The 19807-nt window shown below is 74.0% G+C and carries 15 protein-coding genes; 8 read left to right on the top strand and 7 right to left on the bottom strand.

From position 1 onward, the window contains the following. Positions 1-23 precede the first annotated feature (23 nt). Positions 24-632 carry a phosphotransferase gene (locus tag QEZ54_RS08290; protein ID WP_281303896.1) on the bottom strand — a complete coding sequence of 203 codons (609 nt, stop codon included), beginning with the start codon at positions 630-632 and terminating at the stop codon, positions 24-26. Between the two features lie 40 nt (positions 633-672). Further along, the gene (locus QEZ54_RS08285) at positions 673-1152 is read right to left on the bottom strand and encodes a GNAT family N-acetyltransferase (RefSeq protein WP_281303895.1); all 480 of its coding nucleotides are present in this window, start codon (positions 1150-1152) and stop codon (positions 673-675) included. Between the two features lie 404 nt (positions 1153-1556). Between QEZ54_RS08285 and QEZ54_RS08280 the strand changes: the two genes are divergently transcribed. The 8 genes from QEZ54_RS08280 (at position 1557) to QEZ54_RS08245 (ending at position 12718) form a co-directional block, all read left to right on the top strand. Continuing rightward, the gene (locus tag QEZ54_RS08280) at positions 1557-2462 is read left to right on the top strand and encodes an ABC transporter ATP-binding protein (protein ID WP_281303894.1); all 906 of its coding nucleotides are present in this window, start codon (positions 1557-1559) and stop codon (positions 2460-2462) included. Continuing rightward, entirely contained in the window at positions 2459-3412 is a 954-nt protein-coding gene (locus tag QEZ54_RS08275; RefSeq protein ID WP_281303893.1) for an ABC transporter permease, read from the top strand. Before QEZ54_RS08280 ends, QEZ54_RS08275 begins: the two co-directional genes overlap by 4 nt. 151 nt (positions 3413-3563) lie before the next feature. Further along, positions 3564-4706: a hypothetical protein gene (locus QEZ54_RS08270; RefSeq protein ID WP_281303892.1), complete on the top strand. Its 1143-nt coding sequence runs from the start codon at positions 3564-3566 to the stop codon at positions 4704-4706. A gap of 222 nt (positions 4707-4928) precedes the next feature. Next, the gene (locus QEZ54_RS08265) at positions 4929-6506 is read left to right on the top strand and encodes a right-handed parallel beta-helix repeat-containing protein (RefSeq protein WP_281303891.1); all 1578 of its coding nucleotides are present in this window, start codon (positions 4929-4931) and stop codon (positions 6504-6506) included. Between the two features lie 210 nt (positions 6507-6716). After that, positions 6717-7961, top strand: coding sequence for a GDSL-type esterase/lipase family protein (locus QEZ54_RS08260; RefSeq protein WP_281303890.1), 1245 nt, complete (start codon positions 6717-6719; stop codon positions 7959-7961). Between the two features lie 214 nt (positions 7962-8175). After that, complete coding sequence (locus tag QEZ54_RS08255; protein ID WP_281303889.1) at positions 8176-9219, top strand: hypothetical protein; 1044 nt, start codon at positions 8176-8178, stop codon at positions 9217-9219. Next, a complete protein-coding gene (locus QEZ54_RS08250) occupies positions 9216-10952 on the top strand; it encodes an ABC transporter ATP-binding protein (protein WP_281303888.1) in 1737 nt (578 codons plus the stop codon). Before QEZ54_RS08255 ends, QEZ54_RS08250 begins: the two co-directional genes overlap by 4 nt. Positions 10953-10966: 14 nt before the next feature. Then, positions 10967-12718: an ABC transporter ATP-binding protein gene (locus QEZ54_RS08245; RefSeq protein ID WP_281303887.1), complete on the top strand. Its 1752-nt coding sequence runs from the start codon at positions 10967-10969 to the stop codon at positions 12716-12718. Positions 12719-12743: 25 nt separating this feature from the next. On the opposite strand, the gene QEZ54_RS08240 is transcribed toward QEZ54_RS08245, so the two are convergent. The 5 genes from QEZ54_RS08240 to QEZ54_RS08220 are packed head-to-tail and all read right to left on the bottom strand — an operon-like array spanning position 12744 to position 19779. Beyond that, positions 12744-13919: a macrolide family glycosyltransferase gene (locus QEZ54_RS08240; RefSeq protein WP_281303886.1), complete on the bottom strand. Its 1176-nt coding sequence runs from the start codon at positions 13917-13919 to the stop codon at positions 12744-12746. Beyond that, positions 13912-15228: a condensation domain-containing protein gene (locus QEZ54_RS08235; RefSeq protein ID WP_281303885.1), complete on the bottom strand. Its 1317-nt coding sequence runs from the start codon at positions 15226-15228 to the stop codon at positions 13912-13914. Before QEZ54_RS08235 ends, QEZ54_RS08240 begins: the two co-directional genes overlap by 8 nt. After that, complete coding sequence (locus QEZ54_RS08230; RefSeq protein WP_281303884.1) at positions 15225-15464, bottom strand: acyl carrier protein; 240 nt, start codon at positions 15462-15464, stop codon at positions 15225-15227. Before QEZ54_RS08230 ends, QEZ54_RS08235 begins: the two co-directional genes overlap by 4 nt. Then, positions 15461-18319 carry a non-ribosomal peptide synthetase gene (locus tag QEZ54_RS08225; protein ID WP_281303883.1) on the bottom strand — a complete coding sequence of 953 codons (2859 nt, stop codon included), beginning with the start codon at positions 18317-18319 and terminating at the stop codon, positions 15461-15463. Before QEZ54_RS08225 ends, QEZ54_RS08230 begins: the two co-directional genes overlap by 4 nt. Then, positions 18316-19779 carry a class I adenylate-forming enzyme family protein gene (locus tag QEZ54_RS08220; protein WP_281303882.1) on the bottom strand — a complete coding sequence of 488 codons (1464 nt, stop codon included), beginning with the start codon at positions 19777-19779 and terminating at the stop codon, positions 18316-18318. Before QEZ54_RS08220 ends, QEZ54_RS08225 begins: the two co-directional genes overlap by 4 nt. Positions 19780-19807 lie beyond the last annotated feature (28 nt).

The raw sequence follows: 19807 nt of genomic DNA, 5'->3' as shown, positions 1-19807 counted from the left end.
ACCGGAGAGACCGGAACTTTCGGTCACTGTTCGTCACATCCAGGGGCCCGCCAGGCATCGGCGCTCTCCACCTCCCGCCTCAGCCGGTCGGCGGCGTACCGCACGCCGGAGCGGTCGACGTCTCTGGCCCGCCTGGCCTTGTCGGCCAGCCCGTCGATGAACCAGTCCCCGAGGCGCGCGGCCGGCCCGCCCAACGCCGCGTCGAGCGGACCGAACCCGCTGGTGCGGACCTGGTGCACGGCGTGGAGGGCCTCCCCGGCGCGGGCCACGGACCCGGCCGCCCGCCGTGGGCCGACCCGCCGCGCGAACTCGCTCAGCCGCTCCCCTGCCACCCGCTCGAGCACCATCACCGCCGCGGCCTGCCCGCCGGCCTCCTCGACTCCCACGTGCCGGACGACAGGAACCACCGCCACGCCGCTGTCGCCGCAGCGTCTCATCAGCGCGGCCTCCAACGCGAAACGGGCCCGGCCCGGGTCACCGAGGCGCACGATCAGTGCCGGACCTCGGTCGGGTGTACACGCGTAGACGCGATGGCTGCGGCCGGGCAGGCGCTCGACCGCGGTCAGGGTGGCCGTTCCCGCGCATCGGCGCCATACCCGGTCGAGGATCGCCGTGTCGTCGGGCGCGGTCATCGTGCGGGCACCTGCCGATGCCGCAGCCAGGGCCGCGTCCTCATGGGGACGGCGCGACGGGTGGCCGCAGGCCGAGCCACTGCTCGGCGTCCCAGGCGTGGAACCGCTCCACCTCGGTGAACCCCAGCTTGGCCGCGAGGCGCATCGAGCCCGCGTTGGCGCTCTGCGTGAACAGCACCACCGGCTCCCCCGGAAGGGCCGCGTCGAACCAGGCCAGCGCCGCCGCGCACGCCTCAGCGGCGTATCCGCGTCCCCACGCTCTCGGCAGGAACAGGTAACCGAGATCAGCCCTGCCCACGGCGGCCGGGCGGCGATGCTCCAGTTTCCGAAGCAGGATGTGGCCGATCATCGTCCCGTCGAGCTCGACGACGAGACTGCCGGGCCACGCTTCGGGCACCGCGGGCAGCTCGCGTTCGAGCTCGCCGCTCGGCCGAGGCCCGCCGAGGTAGGCGTGCACCTCCGGCGACGCCAGCAGCTCGATGAACACCGGACGGTCCCGGGCCTCGGGCGCGCGGAGCACGAGCCGCTCGGTTCTGATCGGCTCAGGCGGCCAAGCCACGGAACTCAGGTCTGACACGCGCGCAGCCTAGCAACGCAGCGGCGTCGCGGATGTCCTCGCTTCCCGACGGCGGCCGAGGTCGCGGCCGATCACCTCGCCAGCCAGCCGTCCATCGCCGTACGCGGTCGGAACCTCACCCGTCAGCCGAGGTCCCGACCCGGAACAGCGATCACCGGCCGAAACGAGCCCGAAGATCACGACCACCGGTCGGAGCCTCGCCTCGCCGCGGCACGCCACTCTCCGGCTCGGCGGCCTCGCCGTCGGTGCGCTGGTCGCGGCGGTGCGGCCGCGTTCTTGCGCGCCGCCGATACCTAGAACTACTATGCATCACGCTTCTACGTATTGGGCGAGAGGGGAGCTGGTCGATGGCCGACGACGGCATCGCTGTCAGTGGACTGACGAAGCTGTACAACAACGTGCGCGCGGTCGACGACCTGTCGTTCACCGTCAGTCCGGGCCGGGTGACCGGCTTCCTGGGGCCGAACGGCGCCGGCAAGACGACCACGCTGCGCATGGTGCTGAACCTGGTCCGCCCCACGGCAGGCACCGCGACCATCGGCGGGCGGCGCTACGCCGAGCTCGCCGACCCCGTCCGCAAGGTCGGCGCGCTGCTGGAGGCGTCGGGCGCGCACCGCGGCCGCACCGGCCGCAACCACCTGCGCATGCTGTGCGACGCGGCCGGGATCCCGGTCGGCCGGGCCGACGACGTGCTGGACACGGTCGGGCTGGCCTCGGCCGCCGACCGCAAGTTCAAGGGGTACTCGCTGGGCATGCGCCAGCGGCTGGGCATCGCCGCGGCGCTGCTGGGCGACCCGGACGTGCTCATCCTGGACGAGCCCGCCAACGGGCTGGACCCCGAGGGGATCCGCTGGATGCGGGAACTGCTCCGGTCACTCGCCGAGCAGGGGCGCACGGTCCTGGTCTCCAGCCACCTGCTGTCGGAGATGGAGCTGCTCGCCGACGATGTCGTGATCATCGCGGCGGGGAAGCTGGTCCAGCAGGGTCCCGTGGCCCAGGTCATCGCCTCGACCGGGGGCGCGCAGCTGCTCGTACGCACGCCCCGGCCGGAGGCGCTGCTGGCCGAGCTGGGCGCCGCGGTCACGGCCACGCCCGTCGAGGGCGGTGCGCTGCGCATCGTGGGCGCCGATGGGCCGACGGTCGGGGCGGCGGCGCTGCGGGCGGGCGCCGAAATCCACGAGCTGACCGTCGAGCGGCGCGACCTCGAGAACGTGTTCCTCCAGCTGACGGCCGGAAAGGCAGACATCCTATGACCGCGACCCTCCAGGCACCCCCGGCCGCCGACCGCCCGGTGATCGCCCACGTCGGCGTGCCGGGGCTCCGGCTCGTCCGCAGCGAGATCCGGAAGATCACCACCACCAACGCGTGGTGGCTGTTCGGCCTCGCGTCGCTGGTGTTCACCGGGCTCGCCCTGGCCATCAACATGGCCGAGGCGTCCGGGCACATCGACCGCGCGCGGGACACGGCGGCGGTGTTCAAGCCGGGCCGGGGCATGGGCGCGGCCGAGATCGCCGCGGCCAGGGCGGAGTTCGCGCAGCTGCACGACCTGCACCTGCAGGCGGTCAACGCGGCCGGGAACATCTTCACCAGCGGGCAGTTCTTCGGCCTGCTGCTGGTGATGCTGCTGGGCGCCCTCGTGATCACCAACGAGTTCCAGTACCAGACGGCGACCGCGACCTTCCTGACCACCCCGCGGCGGACCCGGGTGGTGTTCGGCAAACTGTTCGCGGTGCTCGGGCTCGGGCTCGTCTTCTGGCTCGTGGCGCGAGCCGTGTCGTTCGCCGCCGGGCTGCTGTTCTTCCACGACATGGGCCTGACGAACTCGCTGTCGGAGTGGCCGGTCCAGCGGGCGCTCATCTTCAACCTGGTCGCGTACCTGCTGTGGGCGCTGCTCGGCTTCGGGCTCGGCACGCTGATCCACAGCCAGATCGGCGCGGTCGTGACCGCGATGGTGATCTACCTCGGTGGGTTCGTGGGCGGGATCGGCGTGTTCAACCTGATCCGGACCTACCTCATCCACGGCGACTGGGTGCTGACCTCCGCCGTGGTGATGCCGCCCATCGCGTCGCAGGTCATGGTGTCGCCGGAGCGGTTGTATCCGCAGGCGGCGCCGTGGTGGGTCGGTGTGCTGGTCATGGCCGGCTGGTCGCTGGTCGCCGGCGCCGTCGGCATCCTGCTCAACCGCCGCCGCGACATCGCCTGACGGCACGCCGGTCGGCGCGTGCCGAGTCCCGCGACGTGGTCGAGCCCTGCCGGCCACGTCGCGAGCGCCGCGGCGACTGCGTCCTCGCCGTGGCTGGGTCGTTGGGCATGACGTGCGCGAAGGTCTGAGTCTGCGAGGTGCCGCGGCGGCGGTGCTCACCGTCCTGGTCGTGGTACTGGTCGGCGGGGTGTCACAGGGTGCACCGGTCGAACCGGTTCCGGCCGGGTCGGCCACCTTCAACGGCGCCGTGCACACGGCCGCGTACTGGGGCGACACCATCTACGTCGGCGGCGATTTCACCACCGCGACCTGGGACGGGCACATCGTCGCCCGGCCGCACGCCGCGGCGGTCGACGCCCGGAGCGGAGCGCTGCTGCCGTGGAGCCCGCAGGTCGACGCCGGGGTGCGGGCCATCGAGGCCGATGCCGGCGGGGTCTACCTGGCCGGGAAGTTCCACAAGGTCAACGGAGCCGGCCGCGACAACCTCGCCGAGGTGGACCACGCCGGTGTGCTGCAGCCCGCCCTGAACCACCGCGTCGACGGACACGCGTACTCCATGTCCCTCGGCGGCGGGCGCCTCTATGTCGGCGGGTCGATCACCGCGGTCGACGGCCAGGTGCGCACCGGGGCGGCCGCCTTCGACCTGGCCACCGGCGAACTGGACGCGCAGTGGCACCCGACCCTCAACGACGTGGTGAACGTGGTGCGGTACACCCCGGGCCGGGTGTACCTGGGCGGCAGGTTCGACTCGGTCGACGGCGTCAAGGGCACGAGGAAGATCGCCGCCCTCGACCCGGTGACAGGCGTACCCGATCCCGGCTTCCGGTCGCACGTCAACGCGATGGTCAACGACCTCGCCGTCGCCGACGGCAGCGTCTACGTCGGCGTGGACGGCGGGGGCGGCCGGGCCAGCGCGATGGACCTGGCCGGGCTGGTGCGGTGGACGGTGGCCACCGACGGGGCGGTGCAGGCGATGACGGTGCTGGACGGGGTGCTCTACCTCGGCGGGCACTTCGACAACGTGTGCGCCAGCGCGAACACCGGGCACCTGGGGCTATGCCGCGACGGCGCGACCCGGCGGGTCAAGCTCGCCGCCCTCGACCCGGCCAGCGGGGCGCTGCTCGGCTGGATCGCCGACGGCAACGGCTCGGTCGGGGTGCGGGCGCTGCGGTCCAGCCCGGAGCTGGGGCAGCTGGTCGCCGCGGGGGCGTACACGTCGCTGAACGGCAGCCCGCAGCGCCGCTTCGCCCTGTTCAACCTGCTCTCCCCCACCGCCTCTGGCATCACCTGGTAGGACAGTCGGCCGTCGGGTTCGCGACGGCGTGTACCAGCTGGTCGGCGCCCTGCAACAAACCTGCAACCGCCGACCCTTGCCATGGGCAAGCGCTTTCCACAGACTGGGTCTCGCATCGACGTTCGGAGTTCTTTCCGGGCGAGGGCTCTCTCGCGTCGTCACCCACTGCGGCGTGCGCCGGCACCGCCGGGCCGCACGCCGTCACCAGCATGGGGAGACACCTTGAGACACACATCTCTGGCCGCGGGCGTGGCCCTGGCCCTCGGCACCGCGCTCGTGCTGCCCGCGACCCCGGCCGTCGCCGCGCCGGTCCGCCACGAAGCCGAGACCTCGCCCGCCGTCTGCGTCGGCACCGTCGACAGCGACTGGGCCGGGTTCTCCGGCAGCGGGTTCTGCAACGGCACCAACTCCACCAGCGGGTATGTGCAGTTCACGGTCAGCGCCTCGGCCGCGGGCAGCGCCACGGTCGGCATCCGCTTCGCCAACGGCACCACGACCGCCCGGCCCGCCGCGCTCGCCGTCAACGGCGCGACGGTGCAGACGCTGTCGTTCGAGGGCACCGCCGCCTGGGACGCGTGGAGCACGAAGACGGTCACGGTGAGCGTCACCGCGGGCGCCAACACGATCCGCCTCAGCCCGACCGCCGCCACCGGCCTGCCCAACGTGGACTACCTCGAGTTCGACGCGGGCGGCACACCCCCGCCCACCACCTCCCTCTACGTGGCGACCACCGGCAACGACGCCGCCGCGGGCACGCTGAGCGCGCCGCTGAAGACCCTGCAGCGCGCCGTCGACCTGGCCAGGCCCGGCTACACCGTCTACGTGCGCGGCGGGACCTACGCGCCGAGCACCAACCTGCAGATCCTCGCCAACGGCACGTCGAGCCAGCCCATCACGCTGCGCAATTACGGCAGCGAGCGGGTGATCCTCGACGGCGAGAACATGTCCTACACGCCCGGAGCGGTGGACTCCACCATCCCCCGCGCCGAGCGCGGCGCGATCCACATCGAGGGCGACTGGTGGCGCATCACCGGCCTGGAGATCATCCACGGTCCGTACGGGGTCTTCGGCCTGGACACCAACAACAACGTGTTCGAGCGCCTGGTCACCCGCGACAACTACGAGAGCGGCCTGCACCTGCAGGGCTCCTCCGGCGGCAACCTGATCCTGAACCTGGACAGCTACGGCAACCGCGACCCGCGCAAGAACGGCGAGAGCGCCGACGGCCTGGCTCTCAAGGAGGGTTCGGGCAGCGGCAACGTGGTGCGCGGCGCGCGGCTGTGGAACAACTCCGACGACGGGCTGGACTTCTGGATGTTCCAGTCGCCGATCCTGCTGGAGAGCAGCCTGGCCTGGGGCAACGGGTTCAACCGGTGGAACCTGCCGAACTACACCGGTGACGGCAACGGGTTCAAGCTCGGCGGCAACGCCGTCTCGGCGAGCCACACCGTACGCAACAGCATGGCCTGGGACAACGCCGCCGGCGGGTTCATCGACAACAACAACCCCGGCCAGCACCTGATCGAGCGCTGCACCGCCTGGGACAACCCGGGCACCGGATTCAACGCCAACCGGTCCGACAGCACGCTGAGCAAGAACCTCGCCGTGGCCAACGGCACCAACGTGTCGCTGGGCTCGAACTCCAGCGGCTCGGGCAACTCGTGGGACCTGGGCGGCAGCTGGCCGCTGCAGAGCACCGACCCGGCGGTGATCACCGGGCCGCGCCTCACGGACGGCTCGATCCCCTCCTCGACGTTCCTCCGCCCGAGCAGCAACGCCGACGTCGGCGCGCGGTTCTAGCCGCAGGATCCGGCGGGCGGACCGCCCGGCGCCCCCCGGGTGGTCCGCCCGCCTCGCTCATGTACGGGTGGTTCGGATAAATCAGCCGAACCGCTAAAAATGACAGCAGATTCGTATATCGGCAGTTTTAACATTTATTGGCATCGTGGCCTCCGGTGGCGGGACAGTCCGCCGCCTCCCCCTCGGGAATCGACGGAGGTTCCACAAGTGATGATCATTCGTAGGCGGGTGGTGGCCGCGCTGGCCGGACTCGGCCTGGCGGCGACCAGCCTGGTCGCCGGGGCGGGTCCGGCCTCGGGCGGGCTGCCGCCGCGCTGGGTGGGGACCTGGGGGACCGCGCTCACCGCGCCCAGCCTGGCCAACACGGGCAGCTCGCTCAACGGCTTCACGGATCAGACGATCCGCCAGGTGGTGCGGGTGTCGCTGGGCGGGGAGAAGGTGCGGCTGCGGTTCGCCAACGCGTACGGCACCGGACCGCTGGCCATCGGGCACGCCACGGTCGGCCTGCCCGTCTCGGCGGGCTCGCCCCACCTGCGGCCGGACAGCATCCGCGAGGTGACCTTCGACGGCAGCCCCTCCGCCACCGTCTACAAGGGCGCCGAGCTGCTCTCCGACCCGGTGGACCTGCCGGTCGCCGCCGTGACCGAGCTCGCGGTGACGATCTACCTGCCCACTGCGACCGGCGCCGCCTCCTGGCACTGGACGGCTCGGCAGACCTCGTACGTCTACCCCGGGGACCGGGCTGCCGACCCGGACGGCAGCGGGCAGACCGCCGCGTACAACCACTTCTACTACCTGGCCGGGGTCGAGGTGCTGACCAGGACCGGCCTGGGCACGGTGGTCGTGCTCGGCGACTCGATCAGCGACGGGTCGGGCGCCACGCTCGGCGCCAACACCCGCTGGCCGGACCAGCTGGCGGCGCGCATCGACGGCACCTGGCCGGCGCTCGGCGACCCCGGTGTGATCAACGTGAGCCTGGCCGGCAACCAGGTGACCCGCGACGGGCTGACGCTCAACTCCCCCGCGCTGGGCGACAGCGCCCTGGCCCGGCTGGACGACGACGTGTTCAGCCAGCCCGGGGTGCGCACGGTGATCGTCGAGCTCGGCATCAACGACGTGCACCTGTCCGGCTACCCGGCCGACCGGATCATCGGCGGCCTGCGCCAGCTCGCGAGCCAGGCCAAGGCCCGGGACGTGCGCCTGGTCGTCACGACGCTCGGGCCGTTCGAGGGGTACTCGTCGTGGACCCCGGCGAAGGAGGCCGTCCGCCAGGAGGTGAACACCTGGCTGCGGGGTGACACCGGGTTCGACGCGCTGCTCGACCTGGACCAGATCCTGCGCGACCCGGCCGCGCCGACCAGGGTGCTGCCCGCCTACGACAGCGGCGACCACATCCACCCGAACGACGCGGGCGCCCAGGCGCTGGCGGCCGCCGTGCCGCTGTGGCTGCTCTGATCCGTGATGCCGGATTGGCGGTTTTGGAGCGGTCCACCGGGTTTGCGGGCATGCAACAAAGCTGCACATGCAAATACTTGATTGAGGAAAACGCTTACCCGTAGCGTTGACCGAGTTCGGTCCCCTGACCGAAAGCGCAGACGAGGGCGGCCGGCATGCCGCCCTCGTCTGCTTCGGGCCGAGCCCGTCGTGGGACGCATCGTGGGACGGTGAGATGGCGCAACTGCTCGCTCTCGCGGACAGGACCAAGGCCTATCCGCTGGCGGTGGCCGGCCCCGCCGACTTCCGCTGCACGCCGCTGGGCACCGTCGACCCTCAGGTCGTCGTGGCCGACCCGGCCTACAGCCTGTACTGCCTGGACCATGACACCGGCCGGGCCGTGTTCACCCGCACCGGCGCCGACCTCAGCCGCGCCCCGTTCCACTTCCTCGCCCAGTACGAGCACGCAGACGGCCTCGTCGCGCTGTCCTACGACGAGCTGCACGCGCTGGACGTGCCCGACCCGTCCGGGGTCTTCCTCTACTCGACCGGCCGGTGCGGCTCCACCCTGGTCGCCGCCGCCCTGGTCGAACACGGCGGCCTGGCCGGGGTGTCCGAGCCGGACGTGCTGACCCAGCTGGTCACCCTCGCCCCGCGCCTGGACCCCGCCGAGCTGCGCCGACTGGCCCGCAGCTGCGTACGGCTGCTGTCGCGGGGACGGCCGGCCGTCATCAAACCCCGCAGCTTCGTCATCGAGCTGGCCGGGCTGCTGCACGAGGAGTTCCCGCAGTTCGCCTCGGTCTTCCTGTACCGGCAGCCCCGCGCCTGGGGGCGCTCGACCGCGCGGGCGTTCGCGGGCTACGACCCCGCCCTGGTCACCGACCCGGCGGCGGTGCAGGACCGGCTCGGCACGCTGATCCCGCTGGTCGCCCGGTGGCGGCGGCGGCTGGGGCGGCTGCTGTCACCGGAGGAGGTCATGGCCTGCCAGTGGGTGGCGCAGACCGAGCGGGCGCTGGCGCTGCGGCACCGGGGCGTCGACCTGTTCACCGCCACCTACGAGGAACTGGTCGACGATCCGTACCCGGTGCTGGGGTCGCTGTTCGCCCACTGCGGCCTGGCGGCCCCGCACACGCTCGACCGGACCCTGGCCCGGGACTCGCAGGAGGGCACGGCGCTGTCCCGTACGGCGACCGCGTCCGACGACACCGCGCCACCGCACTTCGACGAGGCCGCGCTGGACCGCGCCATGGCCGACCTGTGGGCCGAGGTGCTGCGGTGACCGCGCGCGAGCTGATCGTCCGGGGCACGCGGCTGTGCGCCCGCATGATCAGGTCCGAGCCGAGGCTGTTCGCCGTCTCGCTGGGCGGGGCGAGCCTGGTAATGGCGCTGTCGATCGGCAGCGCCTTCGTCATCGGCGCGGTGGTGGCCGACGTGGTGGCGCCGATGCTGGACCGGGGGCGGGTCGACGCCGGGCTGCTGGCCGCGGCCGCCGCCGCGCTGACCGGGCTCAGCGCGCTGAAGGTCGTCGGCATCTTCAGCCGCCGGCTCGGCGCCGTGCACCTGCAGCAGAGTCTGCAGGCGCGGCAGCGAAAAGCGATCGTCCGCAAGTACCTCAGCCTCCCGCCCGCCTGGCACCGCGAGAACCCGACCGGGGCGCTGCTGTCCAACGCCTCCTCCGACGTGGACGCCGCCGCGTCGCCCGCGGGCAGCCTCGCCTACGCCGTGGCCACGGTGTTCCTGCTGGCCGGGGCGCTGACCGCGCTGTTCGCCGTCGACTGGACCGTCGGCCTGGTGGGGGTGGTGGTGTTCCCCGGGCTGCTGACCGTGTTCGCCGCGTACTCCCGCCGCGTGGCCCCCCGGCACCGGCTCGGCCAGGCCACCCGGGCGCAGGTCACCGCGCTGGCCCACGAGAGCTTCGACGGTGCGCTGACGGTCAAGGTGATGGGCCGCGAGGAGCACCAGACCGAACGGTTCGCGGCCAGGGTCGACGAACTGCGCGCGACGCTGGTCTCGATCGGCCGGTCGCGCGCCTGGCACGACCCCACCGTCGACGCGCTGCCCCAGCTCGGCACGATCGCGGTGCTGGTCGTCGGCGCCTGGCGGTGCGAGCAGGGCGCCCTCGGCCTGGGCGAGCTCACCACCGCGGCGTTCCTGTTCGCGCTGCTGGACATGCCGATCCGGGCCATCGGCTGGCTGCTCGGGGCACTACCCCGGGCCGTGGCCGGCGCCGAGCGGGTGGACCGGGTGCTGGCCGCCGACGACGGGCCGCCTTACGGCACCGCCGATCTCGGGCACGAGGTGGCGGAGGTGCGGCTGCACGCCGTCAGCGTGCGCAACCTGCGCGACGTGTCGTTGCGGGTGACGCCCGGGCATGTGGTCGCGCTGGTCGGGCAGACCGGTGCGGGCAAGTCGACCGTCGCGGCGGTCGCGGCCCGGCTGCTGGACCCCGAGTCGGGCCGGGTGCTGGTCGGCGGCGTCGACGCGCGCGAGCTGTCGGCCGGGGCGTACGCGCGGGCGGTGGCCTTCGTGCCGCAGGTGCCGTTCCTGTTCCGCGACAGCGTCCGGGCCAACGTCGCGCTGGACCGCCCCGGCGTCGACGACGACGCGGTATGGCGGGCGCTGGCCGTGGCGCGCGCCGACGACTTCGTCCGGGCGCTGCCGCAGGGCCTGGACACCGGCGTCGGCGAGCGCGGCGCCTCGCTGTCGGGTGGGCAGCGCCAGCGGCTCGCGCTGGCCCGCGCGCTGGCCGGGCAGCCGCGGCTGCTGGTGCTCGACGACGCGACCAGCGCGGTCGATCCGATGGTCGAGGCGGAGATCGTCGCGGGCCTGCGGGCGGCGGGACCGGCCATGCTGCTGGTCGCGACCCGGCGGCCGACCGTCTCGCTCGCCGACGCGGTCGTCTACCTGGCGCAGGGCCGGGTGGCCGCGGTGGGCACACACGGCGAGCTGACGCGGGGCGAGCCGGGCTACCGGGAGCTGATGTCGGCGTACGACCGGCGGGACGGCCGGTAGGAGGGTGCAACGCGATGTGGGACACGCTGCGGCGGGCGCTGCGGCTCTCGCCTGAGCTGGGCCGGGGCCTGGCGGTCACGCTGCTGCTGGCGGTGGGCATGACCGCGGGTCGGGCCGCGGTGCCGGTGGCGGTGCAGCGCGCCGTCGACGACGGGCTGCGCGGTCCGGGCGGGCCGGACTTCGGGGTGGTCGCCCTGATCGGCGCGGCCGCGCTGGCCGTGCTGGCGGGGTCGATGTGGTGCGGGTACGCGATGATGCTGCGCCTGTTCGAGGTGAGCGAGTCGGCGCTGGCCGCCGTACGGGTGAAGGTGTTCCGGCACGTCCACGACCTGCCGGTGCTGCGGATCGGCGCGCAGCAGCGCGGGGCGCTGGTGGCCCGCGCGACCTCCGACGTGGACCAGGTGACCTCGTTCCTGCAGTGGAACGGCGTGGTGCTGTTCACCTGCGCCGGGCAGACGCTGGTGACCGGCGCGGTCATGTGCTACTACTCCTGGCCGCTGGCGCTGGTGGTGCTGGCGGTGTTCGCGCCGGTGGCCTGGGTGGTGCGCGCGTGCATGCGCAGCCTCGCCGAGGCGTACGGCGCGGTGCGGCAGCGGTCGGCGGAGATGCTCGCGGTGGTGTCGGAGAGCGTCGCGGGCGCCGAGGTGATCCGCTCCTACGACGCCTCGGCGCGTACGGTGGCGCGCCTGGACGAGGCGGTCGACGCGCACCGGCTGGCGTCGCAGCGGGCCTCGCGGCTGACGGTGACCGCGTACTCGGTGGGTGAGCTGGCCACCGGGGTGGCGCTGGCGGCGACGGCCGCGCTCGGCGTGGTGCTGGGCGTGGCCGGGCGGATGACCGTCGGCGAGATCGCGGCGTTCCTGTTCCTGGTGGCGCAGTTCGCACTGCCGGCGCAGGTCGCCGGAGAGATGCTGAACGGCCTGCAGAGCGCGGTCGCCGGGTGGCGGCGGGTGCTGGACATCCTGGACGAGGAGCCGGACACCGCCGAGCACCCCGAGGCGGTGGACCTGCCGCCCGGCCCGGTGCCGGTGCGCCTGCGCGGGGTGTCCTACGCCTACCCGGACACGGCCGAGCCGGTGCTGCGCGAGGTCGACCTGGACATCGCGGCGGGCACCCGGGTGGCGGTCGTGGGGCGGACCGGGGCGGGCAAGACGACGCTGGTCAAGCTGGTCACCCGGCTGGTCGCCCCGGCGGCGGGGCAGGTGCTGCTCGCGGGCGTGCCGGTGGACCGGATCCGGTTGCGGTGCCTGCGCGAGCGGGTGGTGCTGGTGCCGCAGGAGGGGTTCCTGTTCCACGGCTCGCTGGCCGACAACGTCCGGTTCGGCCGCGCGCTCGGCGACGGCGACGTACGCGGTGTGCTGGCCGACCTGGGCCTGCTCGACTGGGCGGCGGGGCTGCCCGACGGGCTGGACACCGTCGTGGGCGAGCGCGGCGAGGGCCTCAGCGTGGGTGAGCGGCAGCTCGTGGCGGTGGCGCGGGCCCATGCCGCCGACGCGGACCTGCTGATCCTGGACGAGGCGACCAGCGCGGTCGACCCGGCGACCGAGGTGCGGCTGCGTACGGCCATGGACCGGGTGTCGCGGGGCCGGACCACGATCACGATCGCGCACCGGCTGGCCACCGCCCGCGGCGCCGACGAGGTGGTCGTCGTCGACGACGGCCGGGTGGTGCAGCGGGGCCACCACGACGCGCTGGTGGCGCGGGCCGACTCGCCGTACGCGAAACTGCACGCCGCCTGGCTGGTCGGCGAGCAGGCCCTGGCCTGACGCCGCCCCGGGCGGGGCCGCCCGGTCAGCGCAGGCACTGCTCGATGACGTCGGCGGCCCGCCGCGCGCCACCGGCGTCGGCGACCGCGTCGCGCAGGCGGCCCACGCCGTCGGCGATCGCCGGATCCTTCACCATCAGCTCGATCGCGGACCGCAGCCCGGCCGGATCGGCCAGGTCCGCCGGCAGCCGCGCCCCCAGGCCCAGCTGCTCCACGCGCAGCGCGTTGGCCTCCTGCTCCAGGGTCTGCGGCGCGGCCAGCACCGGCACGCCGAAGGTCATCGCCTCCATGATCCCGCCCATGCCGGCGTGGCAGACCATGGCCGCGGCGTGGGCGAGCACGTCGAGCTGCGGCACGAAGCGGTGCACCTCGACGTTGGCGGGCAGGCGGCCGAGCGCGTCGAGGTCGATGCGCCGCCCCACGGTGAGCACGACGTGCCAGTCGCCGCCCGCGAACGCCTCGGCGCAGTAGCGGTAGAAGTCGGGGCGGGCGTTGTAGATGGTGCCGAGGGTGACCAGGACGACGTCGCGGTCGCCGGGCGGGTGCCACTGCGGCCGGGTGCGGCGCAGGCACGGCCCGACGAACCGGTACTCCGGTCCGAACAGCTCCCCCGCGTACTGGAACGCGCGCGGGTAGAAGGCGAGGTGCGCCTCGGGCGTCGGGGTGAGGAACCGGTCGGGCGGCAGGGCCGGGCAGTGGGTGCTGAGGAACGCCTCCAGTTTGGCCAGGTAGGTGTGCAGTACCGGGTCGCCCAGGTCGAACGCGTTCAGGGCCTGGCCCATGTTCCAGTGCTCGTTGGAGACGAGCATCGGCCACAGCTGGACGGTGGGCAGGTCCAGCCGGGCGGCCAGCACCCGCCCGGCGAACGCCATCCGGTCGAACACGACCAGGTCGGGGCGGTCGTCGTGGTAGTCGTCCGCCAGCTGCGTGAAGGCCGCCTCGGCCTCCTCCAGGAAGCTGAGCAGCGTCTGGCTGATGTAGCCGTCGCGCGAGGGCGCGCGCAGGTCCGGGTCGGTGTCGGCGGGGCGCAGCGACCGGTACTCGCGCACGGCGGCACCGGCCGCCCGCACGGTCGCGGCGCGGGCCCCGGTGGTGGCGTAGGTGACCCGGTGCCCGCGGCGGGTGAGCTCCTCGACTACGGCCAGCGTAGGGTAGACGTGCCCGATGGCGGGGATGTTGAAGAAGGCGATGTGTCTACCCACGGGTGGCCCCCAGTTCGGAGAGGCGGTCGCCCGGCCGGGCCACCGCGGCGGACAGGATCTGCTCGTAGCGGCGGGCCAGTTCGTCGACGGTGTCGGGTTTGAACAGCGCCGTGTCGTACCGGATGCCGGCGCGCAGGCCCGAGGAGTCCAGGCGCCAGATGTCGAACACGAGGTCGTGCAGCACCTTGGCGTGGCCGTGCGGGAACCCCTCGACCTCCAGCGGCCCCAGGCGCGGCGCGAGCGCGGTGCCGTCGTTGCGCATGCTGAACACGACGTCGAACAGCTGGGTCCGGCCCGGGTCGCGGGGTACGCCGAGGGTCGCGATGATCCGCCCCAGCGGCACCGACTGGCGCTGCAACCCCCCGATCACGGTGGCGCGGGTGCGTTTGAGCAGCTCGGCGAAGGTCGGATCGCCGGCGAGGTCGGCGCGCAGCGCCAGGGTGTTGGCGAACAGCCCGACCACGGGTTCGAACTCGGCGCGCACCCGCCCGGCGACGGGAGTGCCGACGCAGAAGTCGTCCTGGCCGCTGCGCTCGCCCAGCAGCAGCTGCAGCGCGGTCAGCAGCACCATGAACGGGGTGCAGCGGGTCCGCCGGGACAGCTCGGCGACCTGCTCGGCCAGCTCCGGCGGCATCAGGTGGATGTGCTCGGCGCTGTGCGCGGACTTCTCCGCGGGCCGGGGCAGGTCGGTCGGCAGCTCCAGCGACGGCGCGCCGGACAGGTGCCCCTGCCAGTAGGCCAGTTCGGCGGCCTGGTCCTGCTCGGACTGCCACTGCGCGAAGTCGCCGTACTGCAGGGTCAGCGGGGGCAGGTCGGGGGCGGCGCCGTCGAGGGCGGCCAGGTAGCCGGCGCGCACCTCGCGGCCGACGGTACGCAGCGACGCCCCGTCGGCCAGCAGGTGGTGCATGGTGAAGCACCACACATGGTGGTCGTCGGCCAGCCGCAGCAGCGTCGACCCGACCAGCGGGTCGGCCGTGAGGTCGAGCAGCCGGTGGGTACGGGCCGACAGCAGCTCGCCGGCGCGGGCGTCGCGCTCCTCGGGCGGGTGACCGGTCAGGTCCACGACCGGGGTGTCGATCCCGGCCGGTGGCATGACCACCTGCACGGGTTCGCCGTCGCGCAGCACGAAGCCGGTGCGCAGGCTCTCGTGCCGGTCGACGACCGCGTTCACCGCGCCCCGCCAGGCGGCCAGGTCCAGCGGGCCGCGCAGCCGCCAGTTGAGCACCAGGATCGGCGACGCCTCGCCCGGGTAGGCGGTGCACAGGTACCAGAAGCGCTGCTGCAGCGCGGACAGCGGTAGGTGTCTCATAGCCGCTCGGCCACCATTCGGGTGATCGCGTCGAGGGTGTCGGCGCCGGGGCCGTCGCCGAGGTCGACCTCGACGCCGAACTCGAGGTCGATCGCGTCGATGAGCCGCAGCGCGCCGAGGGAGTCCAGGCCCAGCGCGCGCAGCGACCCGCCGGACAGGGCCTGGTCGGCGGTGACGGCCCCGGCGGTGGCGCCGTGTACGAGTTCGGCCAGCCGCCGGCCCAGGTGGGCGGTCACGGCCGCGCCCGCAGGTAGGCCGCGACGTCGGCGATGGTCGGGGTGTCGAAGAAGACGTCCAGGGGCACGTCTCGGCCGAGCTGCTGGGTGATCCGGGCGCTGATCCGGGTGATGGTCAGCGAGTGCCCGCCCAGGTCGAACAGGTCCTCGTCGACACCGATGTCGTCGAGGGCCAGCACGTCGCACCAGATGCGGCGCAGCACCGGCAGCAGTTCGTCGTCGTGCTCGGCGGCGGGCGCGGCCGGGGCCGCCCGGGTCGGCGCGGGTGCGGGCAGGGCGGCCCGGTCGAGCTTGCCGCTGGGGGTGACCGGGAGCCGCGCCAGCACCGTCCACGATGTCGGGACCAGTGCCGGGGGCAGCCACCGCGCCAGGTGCCGGCGCAGCTCCGGACCGTCGGGGTCGGCACCGCGGCCCACTACGTACGCGGCGAGCTCGCCGTCGCGCAGGGCCACGGCGGCCTGGGCGACGGCGGGGTGCTCGCGCAGGCGGACCTCGATCTCCTCCAGCTCGACCCGGTGGCCGCGCACCTTGACCTGGCTGTCGGTGCGGCCGCCGTAGACGAGGCGGCCGTCGGCCGTCCAGCGGCAGCGGTCGCCGGTGCGGTAGAGCCGCCCGGACGTGAACGGGTCGGGGCCGAAGCGCTGTCCGGTGAGGTCGGGGCGGCGCAGGTAGCCGTCGGCGACGCCGAGTCCGCCCAGGCACAGCTCGCCCCATACGCCGATGGGCAGGGGGCGGTCGGCGGGGTCCAGGACGTAGGCGCGGGTGTTGGCGATCGGGCGGCCGATGGTGACCGTGTCGGGGTCGGCGGGGACCTCGTCGGCGGTCGACCAGATCGTGGTCTCCGTCGGGCCGTACACGTTGATCAGCCTGGCCGTCCGCGCGCGCAGCGTGCGGGCCAGGTCCAGCGGCAGGGCCTCGCCGCCGGCCAGCGCGGTGACGGCCCGGCCGTCGAATCCGGCGTCGAGCAGCACCTGCCAGCCCGACGGGGTGGCCTGGACGTGGCTGACGCCCTCCCGGTCGATCAGCGCGGTGACGGCCCCGCCGTCCAGGACCCCGGCCTCGTCGGCGATGACCAGGCGGCCGCCGGTGACCAGGGGCAGGAACAGCTCCAGCCCGGAGATGTCGAACGACAGCGGGGTCAGCCCCAGCCACCGGTCCCCCGGGCCGCTGCCGATCGTCTCGGCCATCCCCGCGAGCAGGTTGGCCAGCGCGGGGTGCGGCACCACGACGCCCTTGGGGCGGCCGGTGGTGCCGGAGGTGTACATGACGTACGCGGTCCCGGCCGGGACCGGGCTGCCGGACCTGGCCGCCGGCACGCTGTCGAGGTCGTCGAGGACCAGTGCCGGATCGGCGTCGGCCAGGATGAGCTCCTGCCGTGCCTCCGGATAGGACGGGTCGACGGGTACGTACGCGGCACCGGCCCGCATCACCGCGAGCATCGCCACCAGCGCCTGCCGGCCGCGCGGCAGCCGGATCGCGACGAGCGCGCCCGGACCGGGCAGCCGGGCGGCCAGCTCGGCGGTGGCCCGGTCGAGCTCGGCGTAGGTGAGCCGGTGTGCGCCGTCGACGACCGCGACGTCGTCCGGGCGCAGCCGGGCCTGCGCGGCCAGCAGCTGCGCCACGGTGCCGCCCTCGGCGCGGGCGGTGTCGTTCCAGCGGTGCACGACGGTGTCGTGCTCGGCGGCGGGCATGACCGGCATGGTGGCGACGTCGGCGTCCGGGTCGGCGGCGACGGCGGCCAGGACCGTGCGCAGGTGCTGCCCGATGCGCTCGGCCGCGGCGGCGGGCAGCCGGGCCGGGTCGTGCTGCAGGCTCGCGGTGAGCCCGTCGGGGCCGTCGACGAACTGCAGGTGCAGCGCGTTGCGGGCGGCGCCGCTGAACAGCGCCCAGTCGACCCGCGCGGTCAGGCCCCGGAACGCGGGTGCGGGACCGCGGCGCCGGTAGCCGACCGACACCGGGGTCAGCGACGGTGCCGCCCGCAGACCGCCCGCGACCTGCGCCAGAGGCACGGCGCGGTGGCGGTACAGCTCGCGCAGCCGCGAGCGCAGATCAGCGGCGTAGTCGCGGAAACCGCCGACGGCCGGGGCGACGTGCACGGGCAGTTCGTTGACGTGCAGGCCGACGTGGTCGCGGGTGTCCCCGGTGCGGGTGGACAGTCCGATCGCCACCGGCAGCCCCGTGTTGCCGTAGCGGGCCAGCAGCACATGCACCGCGCCCAGTAGCACCTCGAACCGGGTGAGGCCGGCGACCTCGACGGTCGGCAGGTCGAACTGCACCGCGTGCCCAGGCTCGGCCACCGTTGACACCCCGGCCAGCTCGGGCAGCACCACCTCGCCGCCGGGCGGCTGGCGCTCGGCCCAGTACCGCCGGGCGGCCTCGACCTGGGCTTCGCCGGGCTCGTCGGCGGCGGCGGGCAGCGGCGTGAGCTCGGCTCCGTCGTAGGCGGCGGCGAGGTCGGCCAGCAGCAGGTCCTTGGACATGCCGTCGAAGACCAGGTGGTGGGCGGTGAACAGCAGCAGGTGGCGGGTGGGCGACTCGCGCAGCAGCAGGAAGCGGGCCAGCGGGCCGCGACCCAGGTCGTACGGGCGGGCGATCTCCTCGCGTACCCGCTCCGGGCGGTACGGCTCGTCGGTCAGCGCGACCTTCTCCGCGGCCGGCACCAGCTCGGGCAGGTCGCCGCGCAGGGCGACGGCGCACCCGAGCGCGGGGTGCCGGGCGACGACCGCGGCGCACGCCTCGCCGAGGGCGTGCCGGTCGAGTTCCCCGTCGAACCACACCCCGAGCGCCATGTGGTACGCCGTGCCGGCGGCGCGCGCCTGCTCGGTGAACCACACGCCGTGTCTGACCTGATTCACACGCCACCTCCGGGGCCGGCTGGGAAGAGTTCCACCAGTTGTCGTTTCAGGACCTTGCCCGCGTCGTTGCGCGGCAGCTGATCGAGCACGAGCAGGTCGCCGGGCAGCTGGTGGTCGGCGAGCCGCTCGGCGAGGAACGCGCGGACGGCGGGCAGGTCCAGCGGGGCGGCGTCCGGACGGGTCACCACGGCGGCGGCAAGCCTGGCGCCGAGGACCGGGTGCGGCACGCCGACGACCGCGGCCGCCGCGACGGCCGGATGCTCGTGCAGGGCCGCCTCGACCTCCAGCGTGGAGATCTTGTACGCGCCGGACTTGACGATGTCGCTGTCGCGGTCGGTGAGGTACAGGAAGCCCTCGTGCAGGCGGCCCACGTCGCCCATGCGGACCCAGCCGTCCTGGAACGTGGCGCGGGTGGCGTCCTCGTCGCCGAGGTAGCGGCGGGCGTGCGGCGAGCGCAGCCAGACGTGGCCGGGCTCGCCGTCGGGCACCGGGCGGCCGTCGGCGCCGGTGACGCGTACGCTGCCCGCGGCGACCCGCCCGACCGCGTCCGGGCGGTCCGGGTCGAAGATCATGTTGGTGTGCGCCGGCGCGGCCTCGGTCGAGGTGTAGTGGTTGACGATCGCCGCGTTGGGGAAGGCCCGCGCCAACCGCAGCGCGACGGCCGGGGGCAGGGGCGCGGCGGTCGAGCCGACCAGCTGCACGCCGGTCAGGTCGAGGCCGTCCAGCGACCCGGAGTCGAGCAGCTCGATCGCCATCGCGGGCACGAGGAACACGGTTCCGACCTCGGTCAGCCGGGCGGCGAACCGGCGGGGCGTGAACCGCGGCAGGGTCAACGCCGCGGGCCGGGCGGTGAGCGCGTTCATCAGCATCGTCTGCGCGGCGTTGGTGCCGATCGGGAAGGCGTGCAGGAACTGCCGCGAGTGGGCCAGGGCCTGGCGCCGCGGGTGCGTCGACACGCCGTCGGTGAGGTTGGCGTGGCTGGCCGCGACCGGTTTGGGTCGGCCGGAGGTGCCGGAGGTGAACAGGATCTGGGCGACGTCCTCGGGGCGGGCGTGGTCGGCCGCGTCGGGCGCACCCGCCTCGACCAGCTCCCGGACCTGGTCGGGCCCGGTCAGCACCCGGTCGGCGGCGCACGCGGCCAGCAGCTGGGCCAGCCGGGCCGGGGGCAGCTGGTCCGGCAGCGGTACGGCGACCGCGCCCGCCTTCTGCACCCCGCAGTAGGCGACGGCGAAGCTGGTCCAGTCGCGGCCGGAGAAGACCAGCCCCACCGCGCTGCCCCGGGTGACGCCCTGCTCGCGCAGCGCCGACCCGACCGCGGCCGAGTCGCGGTCCCAGCGTTCGAAGGTGAGCGTGTCGACGCCCGCGACCTCGACGGCGACCTGTTCCGGGTGCCGGGCGCGCCGCATCGCCAGCAGGCCGGGCACGGTGCGGCACGGCACGGGTTCGCCGATCCCAGGCATGGGAGCACGTCTCCTAACGGGACATGGA

Origin of the sequence: Catellatospora sp. KI3, assembly GCF_029948125.1 — a bacterium.
Lineage (GTDB): Bacteria > Actinomycetota > Actinomycetes > Mycobacteriales > Micromonosporaceae > Catellatospora.
The sequence above is the reverse complement of the archived record's forward strand: the minus strand, read 5'-3'. Positions and strand labels throughout refer to the sequence as shown.